Annotated in this window: 18 protein-coding genes; 12 read left to right on the top strand and 6 right to left on the bottom strand. The window is 67.3% G+C overall.

The genetic code is table 11. The annotated features are described in order from the left end of the window. The first annotated feature begins 91 nt into the window (after positions 1 to 91). Positions 92 to 1126: a GTPase ObgE gene (gene obgE / locus QAR72_RS04615; RefSeq protein WP_304616190.1), complete on the top strand. Its 1035-nt coding sequence runs from the start codon at positions 92 to 94 to the stop codon at positions 1124 to 1126. Between the two features lie 11 nt (positions 1127 to 1137). Then, positions 1138 to 2244, top strand: coding sequence for a glutamate 5-kinase (proB, locus tag QAR72_RS04610; RefSeq protein ID WP_304616209.1), 1107 nt, complete (start codon positions 1138 to 1140; stop codon positions 2242 to 2244). Positions 2245 to 2368: 124 nt separating this feature from the next. Here proB and pepN read toward each other — a convergent pair whose 3' ends face one another. Beyond that, positions 2369 to 4969 carry an aminopeptidase N gene (pepN, locus tag QAR72_RS04605; protein WP_304616189.1) on the bottom strand — a complete coding sequence of 867 codons (2601 nt, stop codon included), beginning with the start codon at positions 4967 to 4969 and terminating at the stop codon, positions 2369 to 2371. A gap of 193 nt (positions 4970 to 5162) precedes the next feature. Here pepN and QAR72_RS04600 point away from each other — a divergent pair, with 193 nt between their 5' ends. The 5 genes from QAR72_RS04600 (at position 5163) to QAR72_RS04580 (ending at position 10785) form a co-directional block, all read left to right on the top strand. Then, positions 5163 to 5663: a hypothetical protein gene (locus QAR72_RS04600; protein ID WP_304616188.1), complete on the top strand. Its 501-nt coding sequence runs from the start codon at positions 5163 to 5165 to the stop codon at positions 5661 to 5663. Positions 5664 to 5891: 228 nt separating this feature from the next. Continuing rightward, positions 5892 to 7466, top strand: a complete 1575-nt coding sequence (locus tag QAR72_RS04595) for a Re/Si-specific NAD(P)(+) transhydrogenase subunit alpha (protein ID WP_304616187.1) — start codon at positions 5892 to 5894, stop codon at positions 7464 to 7466. Between the two features lie 10 nt (positions 7467 to 7476). Further along, entirely contained in the window at positions 7477 to 8919 is a 1443-nt protein-coding gene (locus tag QAR72_RS04590) for an NAD(P)(+) transhydrogenase (Re/Si-specific) subunit beta (protein WP_304616186.1), read from the top strand. Between the two features lie 75 nt (positions 8920 to 8994). After that, entirely contained in the window at positions 8995 to 10299 is a 1305-nt protein-coding gene (locus tag QAR72_RS04585) for a DUF3422 family protein (protein WP_304616185.1), read from the top strand. A gap of 141 nt (positions 10300 to 10440) precedes the next feature. Then, on the top strand, positions 10441 to 10785 hold the full coding sequence (locus QAR72_RS04580) for an arsenate reductase family protein (protein WP_304616184.1): 345 nt from the start codon (positions 10441 to 10443) through the stop codon (positions 10783 to 10785). A 57-nt stretch (positions 10786 to 10842) separates the two neighbouring features. Here the strand turns inward: QAR72_RS04580 and QAR72_RS04575 are convergent, their stop codons facing one another. From QAR72_RS04575 to QAR72_RS04565, 3 genes are read right to left on the bottom strand one after another with little or no spacing between them, the layout of a single operon-like run. After that, the gene (locus tag QAR72_RS04575; protein ID WP_304616183.1) at positions 10843 to 11271 is read right to left on the bottom strand and encodes a TIGR01244 family sulfur transferase; all 429 of its coding nucleotides are present in this window, start codon (positions 11269 to 11271) and stop codon (positions 10843 to 10845) included. Positions 11272 to 11323: 52 nt separating this feature from the next. Then, positions 11324 to 12004: a phosphoglycolate phosphatase gene (gene gph, locus QAR72_RS04570; protein WP_304616182.1), complete on the bottom strand. Its 681-nt coding sequence runs from the start codon at positions 12002 to 12004 to the stop codon at positions 11324 to 11326. Then, positions 12005 to 12556: a thioredoxin family protein gene (locus QAR72_RS04565; RefSeq protein ID WP_304616181.1), complete on the bottom strand. Its 552-nt coding sequence runs from the start codon at positions 12554 to 12556 to the stop codon at positions 12005 to 12007. A gap of 302 nt (positions 12557 to 12858) precedes the next feature. On the opposite strand from QAR72_RS04565, the gene QAR72_RS15650 reads away from it, so the two are divergent. Then, the gene (locus QAR72_RS15650; protein ID WP_442953551.1) at positions 12859 to 13650 is read left to right on the top strand and encodes a pentapeptide repeat-containing protein; all 792 of its coding nucleotides are present in this window, start codon (positions 12859 to 12861) and stop codon (positions 13648 to 13650) included. A gap of 99 nt (positions 13651 to 13749) precedes the next feature. On the opposite strand, the gene QAR72_RS04555 is transcribed toward QAR72_RS15650, so the two are convergent. After that, positions 13750 to 14874 carry an anhydro-N-acetylmuramic acid kinase gene (locus tag QAR72_RS04555; protein ID WP_304616179.1) on the bottom strand — a complete coding sequence of 375 codons (1125 nt, stop codon included), beginning with the start codon at positions 14872 to 14874 and terminating at the stop codon, positions 13750 to 13752. A gap of 60 nt (positions 14875 to 14934) precedes the next feature. Between QAR72_RS04555 and tyrS the strand changes: the two genes are divergently transcribed. The 4 genes from tyrS to QAR72_RS04535 all read left to right on the top strand — a co-directional run bounded on the left by tyrS (position 14935) and on the right by QAR72_RS04535 (position 17461). Further along, a complete protein-coding gene (gene tyrS / locus QAR72_RS04550; protein WP_304616178.1) occupies positions 14935 to 16179 on the top strand; it encodes a tyrosine--tRNA ligase in 1245 nt (414 codons plus the stop codon). Positions 16180 to 16297: 118 nt separating this feature from the next. Further along, positions 16298 to 16450, top strand: a complete 153-nt coding sequence (locus QAR72_RS04545) for a hypothetical protein (RefSeq protein ID WP_304616177.1) — start codon at positions 16298 to 16300, stop codon at positions 16448 to 16450. A 137-nt stretch (positions 16451 to 16587) separates the two neighbouring features. Next, positions 16588 to 16962 (top strand): DUF2237 family protein, encoded by a 375-nt coding sequence (locus QAR72_RS04540; RefSeq protein WP_304616176.1) that lies wholly within the window; start codon positions 16588 to 16590, stop codon positions 16960 to 16962. Then, complete coding sequence (locus tag QAR72_RS04535) at positions 16949 to 17461, top strand: DUF4893 domain-containing protein (protein WP_304616175.1); 513 nt, start codon at positions 16949 to 16951, stop codon at positions 17459 to 17461. Before QAR72_RS04540 ends, QAR72_RS04535 begins: the two co-directional genes overlap by 14 nt. 64 nt (positions 17462 to 17525) lie before the next feature. Here QAR72_RS04535 and trpB read toward each other — a convergent pair whose 3' ends face one another. After that, on the bottom strand, positions 17526 to 18752 hold the full coding sequence (gene trpB, locus QAR72_RS04530) for a tryptophan synthase subunit beta (protein WP_304616208.1): 1227 nt from the start codon (positions 18750 to 18752) through the stop codon (positions 17526 to 17528). Between the last annotated feature and the right edge of the window lie 212 nt (positions 18753 to 18964).

Below are 18964 nucleotides of genomic sequence, written 5' to 3'. Positions count from 1 at the left end.
TACATAGGGGCGGGGCGCGCCAATGCCAGCCCGCCGCCCTTGCGCGCCGTCCCCCAAGGGCGTATCGCCTGACCGCAAAAGGAGCCTTGCGATGAAATTTCTCGACCTCGCCAAAGTCTATATCCGCTCGGGCGGCGGCGGCGCGGGCTGCGTGTCCTTCCGGCGCGAGAAGTTCATCGAATATGGCGGCCCCGATGGCGGCGACGGCGGGCGCGGCGGCGATGTCTGGGCCGAGGCGGTCGAGGGGCTGAACACCCTGATCGACTTCCGCTATCAGCAGCATTTCTTCGCGAAGTCCGGCCAGCACGGGATGGGCAGCCAGATGACCGGCAAGTCGGGCGACGATGTCGTCCTGCGCCTGCCCGTGGGCACCGAGATCCTGGACGAGGACGAAGAGACCGTGATCGCCGACCTCACCGAGGTCGGCCAGCGCGTCCTCCTGGCCAAGGGCGGCAATGGCGGCTGGGGGAACCTGCACTTCAAGAGCTCGACCAACCGCAGCCCCCGCAGCGCCAATCCCGGCCAGCCGGGGATCGAACGCACGATCTGGCTGCGGCTGAAGCTGATCGCGGATAGCGGACTTGTGGGACTGCCCAATGCCGGGAAATCGACCTTTCTGGCGGCGGTCTCGAACGCCCGCCCCAAGATCGCCGATTATCCCTTCACCACGCTGCATCCCAATCTGGGTGTCGTGGGGGTGGACGGGCATGAATTCGTGATGGCCGACATTCCCGGCCTGATCGAGGGCGCCAGCGAAGGCCGCGGCCTTGGCGACCAGTTCCTGGGCCATGTCGAACGCAGCCGCGTGCTTCTGCATCTGGTGGACGGCACATCCGAGACCGTGGCCGAGGATGCGCGCACCATCCTGACCGAGCTTCAGGCCTATTCGTCGGTGCTGATGGAAAAGCCCCGCGTCACCGCGATGAACAAGATCGACGCGCTGGACGACGAGACGCTGGCCGAACGGCGCGCGGCGCTCGAGGCCGAGCTGGGCCATCCGGTCCTGTTGATGTCGGGCGTCTCGCGCCATGGCGTGCCGGACGTGCTGCGCGCGCTGTGGCGCGAGATCGAGCCATCGCGCGCCCCCGCCCCGACGGGCACACCCGACGGGTCCTGGCAGCCGTGAGCGCGGCAGCCATGGGCGCACCCGCGCTGGATGCCGCGCGGCGGCTGGTGGTCAAGATCGGCTCGGCGCTGCTGGTCGGACCGGACGGATTGCGCGGCGACTGGCTGCGCGGGCTTTGCGACGACGTGGCCGCATGGCGCGCACGCGGCGTCGATGTGGTGCTGGTCTCGTCCGGCTCGATCGCGCTTGGCCGCCGGGTCCTGGGCCTGCCGCCCGGCGCGCTGCCGCTGGAACAGGCGCAGGCCGCCGCCGCCGTGGGCCAGATCCGCCTCGCCCGCGCCTATGAAGAGGCGCTGGCCCCGCATGGCGTCACCACCGCACAGGTCCTGCTGACGCTGGAGGACAGTGCCGACCGCCGCCGCTACCTGAACAGCCGTGCCACGATGCAGACGCTGCTGTCGCTCGGCGTCGTGCCCATCGTGAACGAGAACGACACCGTCGCCACCGACGAGATCCGCTTTGGCGACAATGACCGGCTGGCAGCCCAGATCGCCGTGACCTGCGGCGCCGATCAGCTGCTGCTTCTGTCCGACGTTGACGGGCTCTACACCGCCAATCCCAAGACCGACCCGACAGCGCGGCACCTGCCCGTGATCGCGGCGATCACCCCCGAGATCGAGGCGATGGGCGGCGACCCCGTCTCGGGCCTGTCCAAGGGCGGCATGAAGACCAAGCTGATGGCCGCTCGGACGGCGGTGGCGGGCGGCTGTGCCATGGCCATTGCAGAGGGTTCGGTCCTGCGCCCCCTTTCGGCAGTGGCAAGCGGCGCCCGCGCCAGCTGGTTCCTGCCCGAGACCGACCCCCAGCAGGCGCGCAAACGCTGGATCGCCGCGATGAAGCCGCGCGGCGTGCTGACCATCGATGCCGGTGCCGCTGCGGCATTGGCGAACGGCAAGTCTCTGCTGCCGGCCGGCGTCACCGATGTCGCGGGCGAATTCGGCCGCGGCGAGCCGGTGGCGATCACCGGCCCCGCCGGCGAGACCCTGGGCTGCGGTCTGTCGCGCTACACGGCGGACGAGGCGCGCCGGATCAAGGGCCAGCGCAGCACCAGCATCGAGGCGATCCTCGGTTATCCCGGCCGCGCCGCCCTGATCCACCGCGACGACATGGCGCTCTGACCAGAGGGACCCGGCCCTTGCTTCCGGCATGCTCTACGGGGGTCCGGGGGCAGAGCCCCCCGGCTGCCGCGGGACGCGACCTGCACCCGGCCTGCCGCCGGATCACCGGCGGCAGGGGCCATGCTCAGCCCTCGCTTCGCGACTGCCCGGCGGCGATCATGCGCGCGACCATCTCGCGGCTGTTGCGGCTGAGACCCTCCATCGCGGCGATCGCCTCCAAAGCAGCCAGCGCATGGCCCCGGCGCGTCGCGTCGTAGCGCGGCCAGGTCTCGAAAGCGGTGGACATGCGCGCCGCGATCTGCGGATTGGCCGGATCCATCCGCATCAGCCATTCGGCGTAAAAGCGATAGCCAGACCCGTCCGCCGCATGAAAGCCTGCGTGATTGGCCGCAAGCCCGCCCAGCAATGCCCGGTAGCGGTTCGGGTTGCGCCAGTCAAAGGCGGGCAGGGCCGCCAGATCGCAGGCGATGGCGACCGCCTGCGCCGGGGGCGCGGCCATGACCTGGACGCTGAACCACTTGTCCATCACCAGCCGGTTCGCGCCGAATTCCGCCGCCATCGCCTGCAGCGCCGCCTCGGCGCGGCCCAGCCGCACCAGAACCGACAGGGCGCCCATCCGCTCGGTCATGTTGCCGGCGGCATCGAACAGAGCCTGCGCCCGCGCGCCGTCATCGATCCGCGACAGAAGCCCCAGCACCGCCAGCCGCAGCGAGCGGCGCGCGGCATCCGGCGCATCGGGACGATAGGGCCCCTCGACCGCCATCCGGTCGTAGAGATCCGCCAGCAGCGCCTCATGCGCGACGGCCAGACGCCGCGCCAGCGCCTCGCGGGCGGCATGGATCGCGTCGGGTTCGGGCTCTGACCTGTCCGAGGCCAGCCGGGCCGCGATCTCTTCCTCGCCCGGCAGATGCAGGCAAAGCGCGCGCAAAGCCGGATCGGCGGCCTCATCGGCCAGCATCCGGCCCATCGCCTCGACCAACGCGCCATCCTCGGGCGGAGCGCCTGTCGCGGCGCGCAGCAGCGCGGCCATGGCCAGTTCGCGCCCGGCCTCCCACCGGGCGAAGGGGTCGCTGTCATGGGCCAGCAGGAAAGCGCGCGTCGCATCGTCCATCGGGCGGCGCAGGATCACCGGGGCCGAGAAGCCGCGAAGTGCCGAGACGACGGGCCGCTCTGCCAAGCCCTCGAAGGTGAAGCTCTGCCGCGTCTCGGTCATCTCCAGAACCCGCGTCGGCGCGGTTTCGGTGCCGTCCGGGCCGATCAGGCCCACCGCGATGGGAATGACGCGCGCGGGCTTGTCCGGCTGACCGGGCGTCGGCGGCGTCTGCTGCGCGAAATCCAGCGTCAGCGTGCCGTCCTGCCAATCTTCCCTCATCGTCAAGATCGGCGTTCCGGCATCGGTGTACCAGCGCTTGAACTGGGTCAGATCGCGGCCTGTCGCATCCTGAAACACGGCCAGCCAATCCTCGATCGTGGCGGCCTGCCCGTCATGGCGGTCGAAATACAGATCCAGCGCGCGGGCATAACCCTGATCACCGACCAGAAGGCGCAGCATGCCGATCACCTCGGCGCCCTTTTCGTAGACGGTCGCGGTGTAGAAGTTGTTGATCTCTTCATAGCGGTCGGGGCGCGGGGGATGCGCCAGCGGGCCCTGATCCTCGCGGAACTGGCGGGCGCGCAGTGTCTGGACATCCTCGATCCGCTTGACTGCGGCCGAGCGCAGGTCGCTGGTGAATTGCTGGTCGCGGTAGACGGTCAGCCCTTCCTTGAGGCACAGCTGGAACCAGTCGCGGCAGGTGATGCGGTTGCCTGTCCAGTTGTGGAAATATTCATGCGCGATCACGGCCTCGATCCGCTCGTAATCGGTATCGGTCGCGGTTTCCGGCGAGGCGAGGACGAGTTTCGAGTTGAAGATATTCAACCCCTTGTTTTCCATGGCGCCCATGTTGAAATCGTCGACGGCCACGAGGTTGAACACGTCCAGATCGTATTCGCGGCCATAGACGTCCTCGTCCCATTTCATCGACTTGACCAGCGAGTCCAGCGCAAAGCCCGCGCTATCCTGATCGCCCGGACGCACCCAGACATTCAGCGCCACGTCGCGCCCCGACCGGGTGGTGAAGCGCCCCGGCACCGCCACCAGATCGCCCGCGACCAGCGCGAACAGATAGCTGGGCTTGGGCCAGGGGTCGTGCCATTCGGCAAGGCCCGGCTCCTGCCGGATCGGGTTGCCGTTCGACAGCAGCACCGGCAGATCGCCGCGCATGGTGACGCGGAACGTCGTCATCACGTCGGGGCGGTCGGGATAAAAGGTGATGTGGCGGAACCCCTCGGCCTCGCATTGGGTGCAGAAGATGCCGCCCGACAGGTAGAGCCCCTCGCACGACGTGTTCGCCGCCGGGTCGATGACGACCTCGGTCTCCAGCGTGAAGGGGCCGGGGGGCAGGGCGGCGGCGGCGATGGTCAGCGTCTCGTCGTCGCGGCGCAGATGCTTCGGGTCGATCGCCGCGCCGTTCAGGGCGACCGAATGCAGGTCCAGCCCCTTGCCGCCGTCCAGCACCAGATCGGAGCCCTCGCATCCCGGCGCGGCGGCCATGTCGATGGCCGCGCGGACCCGCGTCGCGTCAGGCGACAGCGTTACGTCCAGTCGCGTCTCGGTCAGCGTGAACGGATAGGGGCGGTAATCGGCCAAGAGCGTCACGGGGCGGCTTTGCGCGGTTGCATTCATCGGGAAGTCCCTTTCCTGCGCCTGGGGTGTTTTTTCGCGCCGGCCCGGGGAACCGGCATGGCCCGGACCCTGTTATCCACAGCAGCGATATGCCGCAAGGCGGGCGACGAAGTGATTGACACCGCTGGCCTTGTCAACCACAGGGTGACCACCTGCAATGGTGTAACGAGATTCAGACAGAGGAGGCTTGGACATGAGCCATGACCCGAACGATCCGAACCGCCCGCAGCCCGGCATCGAGCCGCGCGAAACCTATGTCGAGCCGGTCGAGCGTCGCTCTTCGGCGCTGCCGCTGATCATCGGTGTGCTGCTGGCGCTGGCCCTGGCCTATTTCGTCCTGCAGCGTTTCATGACCGATGACACCGTCGTGGTGAACGGCGACACGACCACGGTCGTGACGACCGAGGAAGCGCCGGGCGAGCCCGCCGCCGACGAACCCGTCGTGGTGGAAGAGCCCGCCCCGGCCGAGCCCGCTCCGGTCGAGCCGGCCCCGGTCGAGGAACCCGCTCCGGCTCCGGCCGAGCCCGCCGCGCCGGCTCCCGCTCCGGCAGAGCCTGCCGCCCCGGCCCCGGCCGACACCGCCCCTGCGGAAACCGCACCTGCCGAGACCGCGCCGGCCCCTGTCGCGCCTGCTCCGACCGCTCCGGCGGCGGATGACGAGGCCGAGACGACCACGCCGGCTCCGGCGAACTGATCGCGGCCCGTCGGTCGAATGATCGCGATGAACGGCCCGGGCCATGCCCGGGCCGTTTGCCATTCCGGGCAGCTTTGCGCGCACCCTGCCGCCCGCGCGCGCAATCTTCTGACATGAGACCAAGGCAGGGCTTTTGCCCCACGTTACAATCTCGCAGGGTTGTGAACTGAAATTGCGCGGTGTTATGCATGGACCGACGCAATCAGCCGAGCGGGGGACGAAAAGGCCATGAAGATTGGCGCTTTGAGAGAGGGCTTCGAGGGAGAGGCGCGGGTGGCGGTCACCCCGGCTTCGGCGGGGCATCTCCAGAAACTGGGGCATGACGTCCTGATCGAATCCGGGGCGGGCGCGCGCGCAGGCTTTTCGGACGAGGATTACCGGCGGGCGAATGTCACCGTGCTGCCGAATGCGGCCGAGCTGATCGCGCAGGCCGACATGATCGCCAAGGTCCGCCAGCCGACCGTGCCGGAGCTGCGCCAGATGCGCGCCGGGCAGACGGTGATCTCGTTCTTCTATCCCGCGCAGAACGCCGAATTGCTGGCGCTGGCCAAGGAACAGGGCGTCACCGCCATCGCCATGGACATGGTCCCGCGCATCAGCCGCGCGCAGAAGATGGACGCGCTCTCCTCGATGGCCAATATCGCAGGCTACCGCGCGGTGATCGAGGCCGCGAACAATTTCGGCCGCTTCTTCACCGGTCAGGTGACGGCGGCGGGCAAGGTCCCGCCCGCTCGCGTGCTGGTCGTGGGTGCGGGCGTGGCCGGGCTGGCCGCGATCGGCGCCTCGGTCAGCCTGGGCGCGCAGGTCAATGCCTTTGACGTGCGTCCCGAAGTGGCCGAGCAGATCGAGTCGATGGGCGCGGAATTCGTGTTCCTGGAATTCGACGAACCCGCGCAGGACGGCGCGGCGACGGGCGGCTATGCCGCGCCCTCCAGCCCCGAATTCCGCGAAAAGCAGCTGGCCAAGTTCCGTGAACTGGCCCCGCAGATGGATATCGTGATCACCACGGCGCTGATCCCGGGCCGCGATGCGCCGGTCCTGTGGACCACCGACATGGTCGCGGCGATGAAGCCCGGCAGCGTGATCGTGGACCTTGCCGCCGAAAAGGGCGGCAATTGCGAACTGACCGTTCCCGACGAGCGGATCGTGACCGAGAACGGCGTGATCATCATCGGCTACACGGATTTCCCCAGCCGCATGGCCACGCAATCCAGCGAGCTTTACGGCAACAACATCCGCCATTTTGTCACCGACCTGACGCCGGGCAAGGATGGGGTGATCCAGCACAACATGGATGACGACGTGATCCGCGGCGCGACGGTGGCGCATGATCACGACATCACCTGGCCGCCTCCGCCGCCGAAGGTCGCAGCCATCGCGGCCCAGAAGCCCCGCGAGAAGAAGAAGGAGCTGACCCCCGAGGAACGCCGCGCCGCCGAGGCCGCCGCCTTCAAGGCGGAGACGAAATCCCAGGTCACGATGCTGGCCGGGGGCGGGCTGCTGCTGCTGGCCGTGGGGCTGGTCGCGCCGGTCAGCTTCATGTCGCATTTCATCGTCTTCGTGCTGGCCTGTTTCGTGGGCTTCCGGGTCATCTGGAACGTCGCGCATTCGCTGCACACGCCGCTGATGGCAATCACCAACGCGATCAGCTCGATCATCATCCTGGGCGCGCTGATCCAGATCGGGTCGGGCTCGGCCTGGGTGACGATCCTTGCGGCGCTGGCCGTGCTGATGGCGGGCGTCAACATCTTCGGCGGTTTCCTGGTCACGCGCCGGATGCTGGCCATGTTCCAGAAATCGTAAGGGGACAGGAATGGCTTACGGATTCACCACCGCGGCCTATGTGGTCGCATCGGTCCTGTTCATCCTGTCGCTTGGCGGCCTGTCGGGACAGGAAAGCGCGAAACGGGCCATCTGGTACGGCATCGCGGGCATGGCGCTGGCGGTGCTGGCGACCCTGTTCGGACCGGGCGCGGGTAACTGGTTCCTCTCGGCCGTGATGATCGCCATCGGCGGCACAGCGGGCTGGCTGATCGCCAAGCGCGTCCAGATGACCGAGATGCCGCAGCTTGTCGCCGCCATGCATTCGCTGGTGGGCCTTGCCGCCGTCTTCGTCGGCTTCAACGCCCAGATCGAGCTGGCGCGCGTCCTGCGCGCCCGCGCCGAGGGGCTGGCCATGGACTTCCAAGGCTTTGCGGGCGTCCTGATGTACAAGACCCCGGCCGAGATCACCGTCCTGAAAATCGAGGTCTTTCTGGGCGTCTTCATCGGCGCTGTGACCTTCACCGGCTCGGTCGTGGCCTTCGGCAAGCTCTCGGGCCGCGTGGACGGCAAGCCGAAGAAGCTGCCGGGCGGACACATGCTGAATGCGGGCGCGCTGGCGGCCTCGGTTCTGCTGGGGATGCTGTATCTGGCCGGGACCGGCCCGGGCATCCTGTGGCTGATCCTGATCGCGGGCTTTGCCTTCTTCATCGGCTATCACCTGATCATGGGCATCGGCGGCGCCGACATGCCGGTGGTCGTGTCGATGCTGAACAGCTATTCGGGCTGGGCCGCGGCCGCGATCGGCTTCACGCTTGGCAACGACCTGCTGATCGTGACGGGCGCGCTGGTCGGCAGCTCTGGCGCGATCCTCAGCTACATCATGTGCAAGGCGATGAACCGCCATTTCGTCAGCGTGATCCTGGGCGGCTTCGGCGGCGAGACGGGTCCCGCAGCGGCCATCGAGGGCGAGCAGATCGCCATCGACGATGCCGGCGTGGCCTCGGCGCTGAACGATGCCGACAGCGTGGTGATCGTGCCGGGCTACGGCATGGCGGTGGCGCAGGCGCAGGGCGCGGTCAGCGAGTTGACGCGCAAGCTGCGCGCCGCGGGCAAGGAGGTGCGCTTTGCCATCCACCCCGTTGCCGGCCGTCTGCCGGGCCACATGAACGTGCTGCTGGCCGAAGCCAAGGTCCCCTATGACATCGTTCTGGAGATGGACGAGATCAACGAGGACTTCCCCTCGACCGACGTGGTGATCGTGATTGGTTCGAACGACATCGTGAACCCGGCTGCACAGGACGATCCGAATAGCCCCATCGCCGGGATGCCGGTTCTGGAGGTCTGGAAGGCCAAGCAGGTCTTTGTCAGCAAGCGCGGCCAGGGCACCGGCTTTTCCGGCATCGAGAACCCGTTGTTCTACAAGGAAAACACGCGGATGTTCTATGGCGATGCCAAGGACAGCATCAACAAGCTTCTGCCCATGATCGACTGATCGGGCACGGATCCACAGAGACAGGGTCAGGGGCCGTTCGCGGCCCCTGTTTCACAAGGGCCCAAGGAGAGGCGCATGAACCCGGCCGCCGAACATCCGATGCGCTATGCGCTGGTCAACGAGCTTCATGCCCGGCCCTCGCCGCGCCTGTCGGCGCCGGCCACGGCGGTCTTTCTGGCCTTCAAGGAGCCGGGGGACGCCGCCAACCGCGACCGCGCCCGTGACCATGCCCATCTGGCCGAGATCGTGTCGCGTCATGGCGGGCCGCGGCCCGATCCGTCGGACAGCCACTATCAGGGCAGGCTGGGCCGGCACGAGCTGAAATGGGAAAGCCATACCGAGTTCGTGACCTATATGGCGATGACGCCGGGCCTGCCGATCCGGCCCTTCGATCCTTCGGCGGCGGCGATCTTTCCCGATGCCTGGCAGAACGAAGCGCCGGGGCTGCGGATCGCGGCAGTGATGGTGCAGGTCGATCTTCTGCCCGAAGATCCGGCCGAGATCCCCGACCGGATTGCTGACTGGTTCGCGGCAGACAGCCTCGCCGCAGTCTGGGTGCTGGAGGAATCCGCCGTGATCGCCAGCGATTTCCGCATCGACCCCGCTGGCTGGATGCGCATCTCGGTCTTCGTGCGGCCCGGCGTCTCGGAAAGCCGGATCGGTCGGCTGGTCCATCGTCTTGTCGAGCTGGAGACCTACCGCGCGGCCTCGATGCTGGGTCTGACGCGGGCGCGCTCGCTGACGGCGCGGCTGAACGCGCTGGAAAGCCGCCTGTCGGCGCTGGTCGCCAGCATGGCCGACGAAGCCCGCCCGGCCGAGGAGGTGCTGCACGATCTGCTGCCCATCGCCACCGAGCTGGAGGCGCAGGCCGCGCAGCACAGTTTCCGCTTTGGGGCCACGAGGGCCTATCAGGCCATCGTCAGCGACCGGATCGAGGTTCTGCGCGAGACGCGCTTCATGCAGATGAAGATGCTGACCGAATTCATGCGCCGCCGCTATCTGCCCGCGATGCGGACCACGCAATCGGCCGAGGCGCGGCTGTCCGAGATGCAAGCGCGCGCCAGCCGCAGCGGCGAACTGCTGCGGACGCGGGTCGAGGTCGAGCGCCGGGCCCAGAACCAGAAGATCATGGAGCGCATGGACCGCCGCGCCGATCTGCAATTGCGTCTGCAGCATACGGTCGAGGGCCTGTCGGTCGTGGCAATCAGCTATTACGCCATCGGGCTTCTGTCCTACGCTCTGGCGCCGCTGGCCTCGGCGCTTGGGCTGGACAAGGCGGTCACAATCGCGGTTCTGACGCCGCTCGTGCTGGTCGTCGCCTGGGCCGGAATAAGGCGCGTGCGACAAAAGCTGCATCGAAGCGAGCACGGCGAAATATGACTTGTGAGCGGGGCGCGCTGCGGCAATAGTGCCCGCGACCCCACGGAGAAGTCTCATGCGCCCCATTCTGGCCCTGTCCCTGCTGCTGACCCTTGCCGCCTGCGGGGTGCCGTTCGTTCCCTTCATCTGATCGAGGAAACCATGTCCAAGTCACTGACGATGTTCGGTCTTTCGCATTGCTCGACCTGCCAGAAGGCGATTGCCGGCCTTGAGGAGACAGGCTGGAAGGTCGACTTCCGTGACGTTCAGAAAGACCCCCTGTCCGAGGACGAGCGCAAGTCGCTGGTGGCCGATTTCGGCGACAAGATCATCAACCGGGCCAGCCTGACCTGGCGCGGCATGTCCGAGGAAGAGCGCGGCGCCGATCTGGTCGAGATGCTGGGGGCTAAACCCTCCGTGATGAAACGCCCCGCGATCCGCGCAGGCGAGCATCAATCCCTCGGTTGGACCGCAAATGTGAAACGCGCGCTCGGGGTTCCGGCCTGATCGCGGACGGATCGGCCTAGGACCAAGGGGCAGGGCGGTCGCGCCCTGCCTGACCCTTCAGACCTTGCGGCTGGCCAGCGATTCGATCAGCGGGCGCACGCCCGTCAGATCGTAGCCGGCGGCTGCGGCGGTGGCGAGGATCTCGTCCACCGGCTGCTTGCCGGCCTGGTTCAGCGCCCAGAGCACGGTCGAGCGGTTGCCGCTGCGGCAATAGGCGATCGTCGGCCCGGGATCGGCCAAGGCCTCGCCGAAGCCCGAAATCAGCTGCGGAGTGACCTCACCCGGCCTGAACGGCAGGTAATGATAGCGCATCCCGGCCTTCTCGGCGGCCTCGGACATCGCGGCATGATCGATGCCCGGACCGACCTCGGGGTCCGGACGGTTGTTGATCAGGACCTTGAAGCCCGCCTCGGCCAGCGCGCTGACATCCTCGGGCTGGATCTGGTCCGAAACGGCAAGGCTCGGGCTGAGTTGACGCAGATCCATGGCTGACCTTTCCTGATGCTATCGCGCGATTCAGCCCGTTCGCCGGCGGTTGTCAAGGCGCGGGCTGCGCTGCAGGCTGAAGACCGCCCGCACGTGCCACAAGCCCGGGCAGAGCCGCGAAGTCGCTGAAATGCGCCCGGCAGGGCAGATCATCGACGGGGCTGTGGCGATACCCCTCGGTATAGAGAAGGAAGGGCACGTCCATCGCGGCGGCGGCATGGGCATCGAATTCGCTGTCGCCGACGAATACGCCGCTCTGTGTGCCCAGCCCGGCAAAGGCGGCACGCAGCGGTGCCGGGTCAGGCTTTTTCACCGGCAGGGAATTCCCGCCGATCACGGCCGGGAACAGATGCGACAGGCCGAAATGGTCCAGCACAGCGCGGGTCGGGCCAAGCGGCTTGTTCGTGCAGATGCCAAGCGGATGCCCTGCCGCGGCCAGTTCCGCCAGCGCCTCGGGAACGCCGGGATAAAGCCGCGTCAGCGCGGTCGCGTCATGGTAGCGCGCCATGAAGGCCGCGATCAGGTCGCGCCGATGGACCGGGTCGATTCCGCAGGCGGCGATCACGCGCGACCACAGCAATTCGACCCCGCCGCCGATGAAGCTGCGGACACGCGGCAGCGGCAAGAGCGGAACACCGTTCTCGCGCAGGACTGCGTTGACGCAGGCATGGATGTCGGGGGCGCTGTCGATCAGCGTGCCGTCAAGATCGAACACAACCGGGCAGAGCGGCATTCAGGAAACCTTCCACTTGATCGAACAACCCATCGAAGGCACTTGATCCTTCGGTCCTTTTCCGGTTTCGGCGATCTGCATCATCGCCTCGAACAGCTCGCGGCGGGCATCGGCCGCGGCTTCGCGGCCGGATGCGTCGAGCCGCCCGCGATATTGCAGCCGTCCCTCGGCATTGTAGCCGAAGAAATCCGGCGTGCATTCCGCGCCGTAGGCCCGGGCGACCTGTTGGGTTTCGTCATGCAGATAGGGAAAGGTGAAGCCGCGCGCCTCGGCCAACGCCTTCATGCGGTCGGGAGCATCCTCGGGATAGGCCTCTGCATCATTGGCCGAAATCCCAACGACGCCGATCCCGGCCTTCTGCAATTCGGCTGCGTCGCGCAGGATCCGGTCCAGGATCGACTGCACATAGGGGCAATGGTTGCAGATGAACATGACCAGCGTACCGCGCGGTCCCTTGATGTCGTCGAGGCTGTGGATCTGCCCATCCGTGCCCGGCAAGGCAAAAGGATGCCACGGGACATCGAAATCGCAGACAGGAGGTGAAACGGGCATGGTCGTCCTTTCGTGCGGCCTGCTGCGATCCTGCTGCGTCTGGCGCGGAACGGCAAGGGTCGAGGCCGCATGAACTGCGGTGGATCGGAAGTGATAATACATAATTCGGATTATACAGCTATCTGGTGTGCGGGTTCGATCGGCGGGGGCAGCATCACCAGGCTGTTTTGTCGTGCATGTCGAGACCCGATCCCGGGTGCTTACTTACAAATGCTGTTTAACTACCAGGCGGCTTTGCCAGACGGCGGCCCGATGCAGTGATCGCGAGATCACACGAAAGGTCCGGAAAAATCGCGCCTTGCATGCGAAAAGGCCCCGGAGCGCGAGGCTCCGGGGCCGTTCCAAGCGCGATGGCGCGATCAGTCGGCCATCACGTTGTTCGTGTCGAACTCGGGCAGCGCCTCGAGTTCTTCTTGCGTGTAGTTCGTCGCCAGCACGACATCGTCGTCAAAGCGCGCGACATGCAGCATGTCGGCATTCAGCAGCACGGTATGCGTGCCCAGGCCGAGGAAGCCGCCGATATCGGCCACATAGCCGACCAGTTCACCATCGGCCGTCAGGACCAGATCCGAGATCGAGCCGATGTTGTTCCAGTCCTCGGGGCGGTTGCCGCCGGTCACGTCGTTCCACTGGTTGGTCGACGGCTCGTTCGTGGTGTAAACCGCGCGGTCGGTCAGCCACGAGGCGGTGATGCCCTGGTTCTCGGCGCTCAGCGTGGCGCCCAGTTCGGCGCTGCTCTGGCGGTTCATCGCGGTGCCGGCGCCCGCGCCCGTATCGGTCATGCCGGGCTGCGTCATCGCCGCGCCGTCCTGAGCCGCGCCCGGCGCGGGCTCGGTGGTCATGCCGGTCGTGCCGTCTTGCGCCATGCCGCCCTGCGCCGTGCCGTCCTGCACGGTGCCGTCCTGCATCGTGCCGTCCTGCATGGTGCCGGTGGCGGCACCGGTTTCGGCGGTCGTGCCATCCTGAACGGGGGCGGTCTGCATCGTATCGGCCGGGGCCTCGGTCGTCGTGGCCTGCTGCGCCCAGGCGGGGGTCGTCAGGGCGAGGGCGGCGGCGGTCAGCATGAGACGTTTCATGTGATGGGCTCCTGTTAATTCCATGGTCGCCGTGCAGCTGCACAGCACTGCCCCGACAACCAGAGCCGCAAGGGCCCCGTTCCGCTGATCTTTATCAATCCGCTCCGGGCCGCTTTTTCAGGAACAATCGCCCGCCGCGACGGTTACGCGCGGTTGGCTGATCCGCCCGCCGCAGACCGGAGCGGGTGCGGCCGTCGTGTCTGGGCCCGATGTGGGCAGACCCCGCATCACCCGCACGGCCAGCCAGCCGAAGGCCTGCGCCTCCAGCATGTCGCCATCCAGCCCCGCGCTTTCGACCGGCAGAACCGGGAAAGGCAGCCGCTCGGCCAAGGCCGCCATGATCACGGGGTTGCGCCGCCCCCCGCCGCAGACCAGAAGCGATTGCGGCGCCGATGGCAGCCAACGCAGTCCCGCCTGAACCGACGCGGCGATCACCGCGACCAGCGTGGCCGCCGCATCGGCGTCCGACAGCCCCGCCACCAGTCCCGGCAGCGCGCCGAAATGGTCGCGGTCCAGCGATTTCGGGGGCGGCCTATCGAACCAGGGATCGGCCAGAAACCCGGCCAGAGCCGCCTGATCCGGGCGCCCTGCCCCGGCCAGCGCACCGTTGCGGTCCAGCGTCAGCCCGCGCCGTGCCTGCATCAGGTCGTTCAGCGGGGCATTTGCGGGGCCTGTATCGAAGGCCAGACAGGCGCGCTGAGCCTCGGGGGCGGGTGCGCGCGGGTCCAGCCAGGTGATGTTGCCCACACCGCCGAGGTTCAGGAAGGCCACAGGCGCGGGGTCGATCAGGCCGCGCTCCAGCACCCAGACCGCGCAGGCCCAGTGGAAGAACGGGGCCAGGGGCGCGCCCTCGCCGCCCTGCCGCACATCCTCTGACCGGAAATCCCAGACGACCGGCCTGCCCGTCCGCGCCGCCAGCCGCGCCCCAGACCCGGCCTGATGCGTGCCGCGTCCGCGCGGGTCATGGGCGAAGGTCTGGCCGTGATAGCCGATCAGCTCGGCCTCGGGGAAATCGCGGGCCAGCGCGGCATGGGCGTCCTCGGACAGGCGCGCGGCCTCGGCCACGCCGGGATCGCCCGGCCAGCGGCCCAAGGCCGCGCGCAGCACCGCGGCCTCGTTGGCCGAGGTCGCGCGAAAGGCGCTGCGGCCAAAGGCGCCGATGCGGATGCCGTCGGTCTCGATCATCGCCGCATCGACCCCGTCCATCGAGGTCCCCGACATCATTCCCAACGCCCGGATCATCGCGCCTTTTCCTTTGCCTGCCTGCCGGGTATATCGCGGCCAGACAGAAGGAAACAGCCCATGACCTACGCGCCCAAGTCCGATTTCCTCACCCAGCTGATCGAGCGCGGCTATGTCGCCGACTGCACCGATTACGAGGGGCTGGACCGTGCGCTGCTGGCCGGCCCCGTCACGGCCTATATCGGCTATGACGCGACGGCGGCCAGCCTGCATGTGGGTCATCTGCTGAACATCATGATGCTGCGGATCTTCCAGAAGACCGGCAACCGCCCGATCACGCTGATGGGCGGCGGTACGACCAAGGTAGGCGACCCGTCCTTCCGCAGCGACGAGCGGCCGCTTCTGGACGATGCCGCGATCCAGCGCAACATCGACGGGATGCAGAAGGTGTTCGACCGCTACCTGGATTACGGTCCGGGCGCGGCGACGATGCTGAACAATGCCGAGTGGCTGGACGACCTGAACTACCTGAGCTTTCTGCGCGAGATCGGGCGTCATTTCAGCGTCAACCGGATGCTGTCCTTCGAATCCGTGAAATCCCGGCTGGACCGCGAGCAGTCGCTGTCCTTCCTGGAATTCAACTACATGATCCTGCAAGCCTATGATTTCCTTGAGTTGAACCGGCGCTATGGCTGCCAGTTGCAGATGGGTGGGTCGGATCAATGGGGCAATATCGTCAACGGGATCGACCTGACCCGCCGCGTCGACGACAAGGTGATCTGGGGGCTGACCTCGCCCCTGCTGACGACCAGCGACGGGCGCAAGATGGGCAAGTCGGCGGGCGGCGCGATCTGGCTGAACGGCGAGATGCTGTCGCCCTATGAATTCTGGCAGTTCTGGCGCAACACGACCGATGCCGATGTGGGCCGGTTCCTGAAGCTTTACACCGAGCTTCCGGTCGACGAATGCGACCGCCTCGGCGCGCTTGGCGGGTCCGAGATCAATCTGGCCAAGGTGCGTCTGGCCAACGAGGTCACGACCCTTCTGCACGGCGCCGAAGCCGCCGCCAGCGCCGAAGCGACGGCGCGGGCGGTCTTCGAACAGGGCGGCGCGGGCGGCGATCTGGAAGTGGCGCTGATCGACGCGGCCGCGCTGTCGGGCGGGCTTTCGGTCGTGCAGGCGCTGGTCCAGTCGGGGCTGGCCCCCTCTGGGAAGGAGGTCAAGCGCCTGATCGCCGAGGGCGGGCTGCGGCTGAACAACGAACCCGTCACCGACGCGCAACTGATGCTGGACGCGGATGCGATCGGCGAGGGACTCAAGGTCTCGATCGGCAAGAAGAAGCACCGCATGCTGCGGATCGGCTGATCTTCCCATGAACCCGGCGCATGGCTGCCTTGCGCCGGGTCTTTCGCCTCTGGTTTTCTGACCGGCCAGTCAATATCTGCACGTCATGGGAGGGAAGACCCGAACCCGGAGACGAACCATGTCGAAGCTCGACAGCAAGACCGCCCGCATCGCCGACCGCAAGCGCGCGGCCGAGGCCGAGGCCGTCCTTGACCAGATGTATGGCTATTTCACCCGCGAGGAAGCCCCGCGCGTGATCGTCAGCGAACTCGACGCCCGCCGCGCCGCCTGAAGCGCCGCCGCACGCGTTCTCGAAGGGGCCTTTCGGCCCCTTTTCCATGTCCGCCTCACAGCTTCGCGGGCGGCGCCGCTTTTTCTTGGCCTGCCCTGCCCCTTTGGCTAATCTGTCGCCATCAGGCAGGAGGGGTGATGGAAGCGTCGATCAATGTCCTAGGCGGCAGGTTGCAGCCCTGCTCGACCGCGCCCATGACGGGCTTCTATCGCAACGGGTGCTGCGATACCGGCCCCGAGGATCGCGGCAGCCACACGGTCTGCGTGATCGTGACCGCCGACTTCCTGGCCATGTCGGCCTATCTGGGAAACGATCTTTCGACGCCGCGCCCCGAATACGGCTTTGCCGGGCTGAAGCCGGGGGATCGCTGGTGCCTCTGCGCCTCGCGCTTTCTGCAGGCGGCGCAGGAATTCGCGGCGCCCAAGGTCGTTCTGGAATCCACCCATCGCCGCGCGCTGGACATCCTGCCGCTGGAATTGTTGCAAAGCCACGCCGTCAATGAAGAAAACTGATCTGGCCGTTCTGGCCACCGCCGCGCTTCTGGGCGCCCTGCCCGCCCATGCGATCGAGATGACTGACCTGTCCGAGGCGATGCGCCCCGACGACCGCGCCCGGCTTGAGCTTTTCGACGAAACCGCAGGCCGCGCGCTGATGGGAGCACTGGCGGCGGCCGACAGGGGCGATGTCGGCGTGATGGTCGCGGGCCTTGCGGGCGAGCCGCTGCCGCCCCTGGGCGCTGCGCTGATGCTGGAAGGCGACTGGTCCTGCCGCGTGCTGAAACTGGGTGGCGGGCTGCCGCTGGTCGCCTATCAACCCTTCCGCTGCCGGGTCGGCGCCGACGGGCGTTTCGAGAAGCTGACCGGATCGCAGCGCATGCTGGGCCGGATCGGGCTGGTCGATGGCGAGGTGACCTATCTGGGCACGGCCTTCGTGGCGGGCGAGACGCCGCCCGATTATGCCGACCTGCCGCCCGCATCATCCTACCGATGCCGCATCTGGAATCGGATCTGAACATCGTGCTGCTCAGCCGCTGAGGGACTGCGGGCGGCCCGTCGCCGCCCGCCTCGTCCGGCGATCAGGTGCGGATATCGTGGCCCAGATGCTTGGCGACGGTGAAGATGTCCTTGTCGCCGCGTCCGCACATGTTCATTACAATCAGATGGTCGGCGGGCAGCGTCGGCGCGATCTTGATGACATGGGCCAGGGCATGGCTGGGCTCCAGCGCGGGGATGATGCCTTCTTGCGCGCAGCACAGCTGGAACGCGGCCAGGGCCTCGTCATCGGTGATGCTGACATATTCCGCGCGGCCCACATCCTTGAGCCAGGCATGTTCCGGCCCGATCCCCGGATAATCCAGACCCGCGCTGATCGAATGGCCTTCGAGGATCTGGCCGTCATCATCCTGCAGCAGATAGGTGCGGTTTCCGTGCAGAACACCCGCGCGCCCGCCAGACAGGCTGGCGCAATGCTCCATCCGGTCATCGACGCCCTTGCCGCCCGCCTCGACCCCGATGATGCCGACCGAAGGATCGTCGAGGAAGGGATAGAACAGCCCCATCGCATTCGAGCCGCCGCCGATGGCCGCGACCAGCGTGTCGGGCAGACGCCCCTCGCGCGCCATGATCTGCTCGCGGACCTCCTTGCCGATGATCGACTGGAAGTCGCGCACCATCGCCGGATAAGGATGCGGCCCCGCCACCGTGCCGATGCAGTAGAACGTGTCGCGCACATTCGTCACCCAGTCGCGCAGCGCGTCGTTCATCGCGTCCTTCAGCGTGCCGCGACCGCTGGTGACGGGCACGACCTCGGCCCCCAGCAGGCGCATGCGAAAGACGTTGGGTGCCTGCCGCTCGACATCATGGGCGCCCATATAGACCACGCATTTCAGCCCGAACCGCGCGCAGACGGTCGCGGTCGCCACGCCATGCTGGCCCGCGCCGGTCTCCGCGATGATGCGCGTCTTGCCCATGCGGATCGCCAGCAGGATCTGGCCCAGCACGTTGTTGATCTTGTGCGCGCCGGTATGGTTCAGCTCGTCGCGCTTCATGTAGATCCTGGCGCCGCCCAGATACTGGGTCAGCCGCTCCGAGAAATAGAGAGGCGAGGGACGGCCCACATAATGCGTCCACAGATCGTCCATCTGCGCCCAGAAGGACGGGTCGGTCTTGGCGCGCTCGTATTCGGCCTGAAGGTCCAGGATCAGCGGCATCAGCGTTTCCGACACGAAACGGCCGCCATAGATGCCGAAACGGCCCGTTTCGTCGGGGCCATGCATGAAGCTGTTGGGCAGGTCGTCGGCCATGGGATGCGCCTTTTGGATTGTCATCAGGTAGGGTCGGGCAGGATCGTTTCCGACCTTCTAGCCGCATTCCGCCCGCTGGTGAAGCCCGACCGGGCGTGACAAAGAACCCGCCCCCCGAAGGAGGCGGGCCAGTCCGGTCCGCGTCTTGATGCGCGCTTTCTGCTGCGACGATCCCGCCTGCCACCCCGCCCCCGTCGCCGGGGACGGTGTCC

This window comes from Paracoccus sp. (in: a-proteobacteria) (genome assembly GCF_030604785.1).
In the GTDB taxonomy this organism is placed as follows: Bacteria; Pseudomonadota; Alphaproteobacteria; order Rhodobacterales; family Rhodobacteraceae; genus Paracoccus.
The sequence above is the reverse complement of the archived record's forward strand: the minus strand, read 5'-3'. Positions and strand labels throughout refer to the sequence as shown.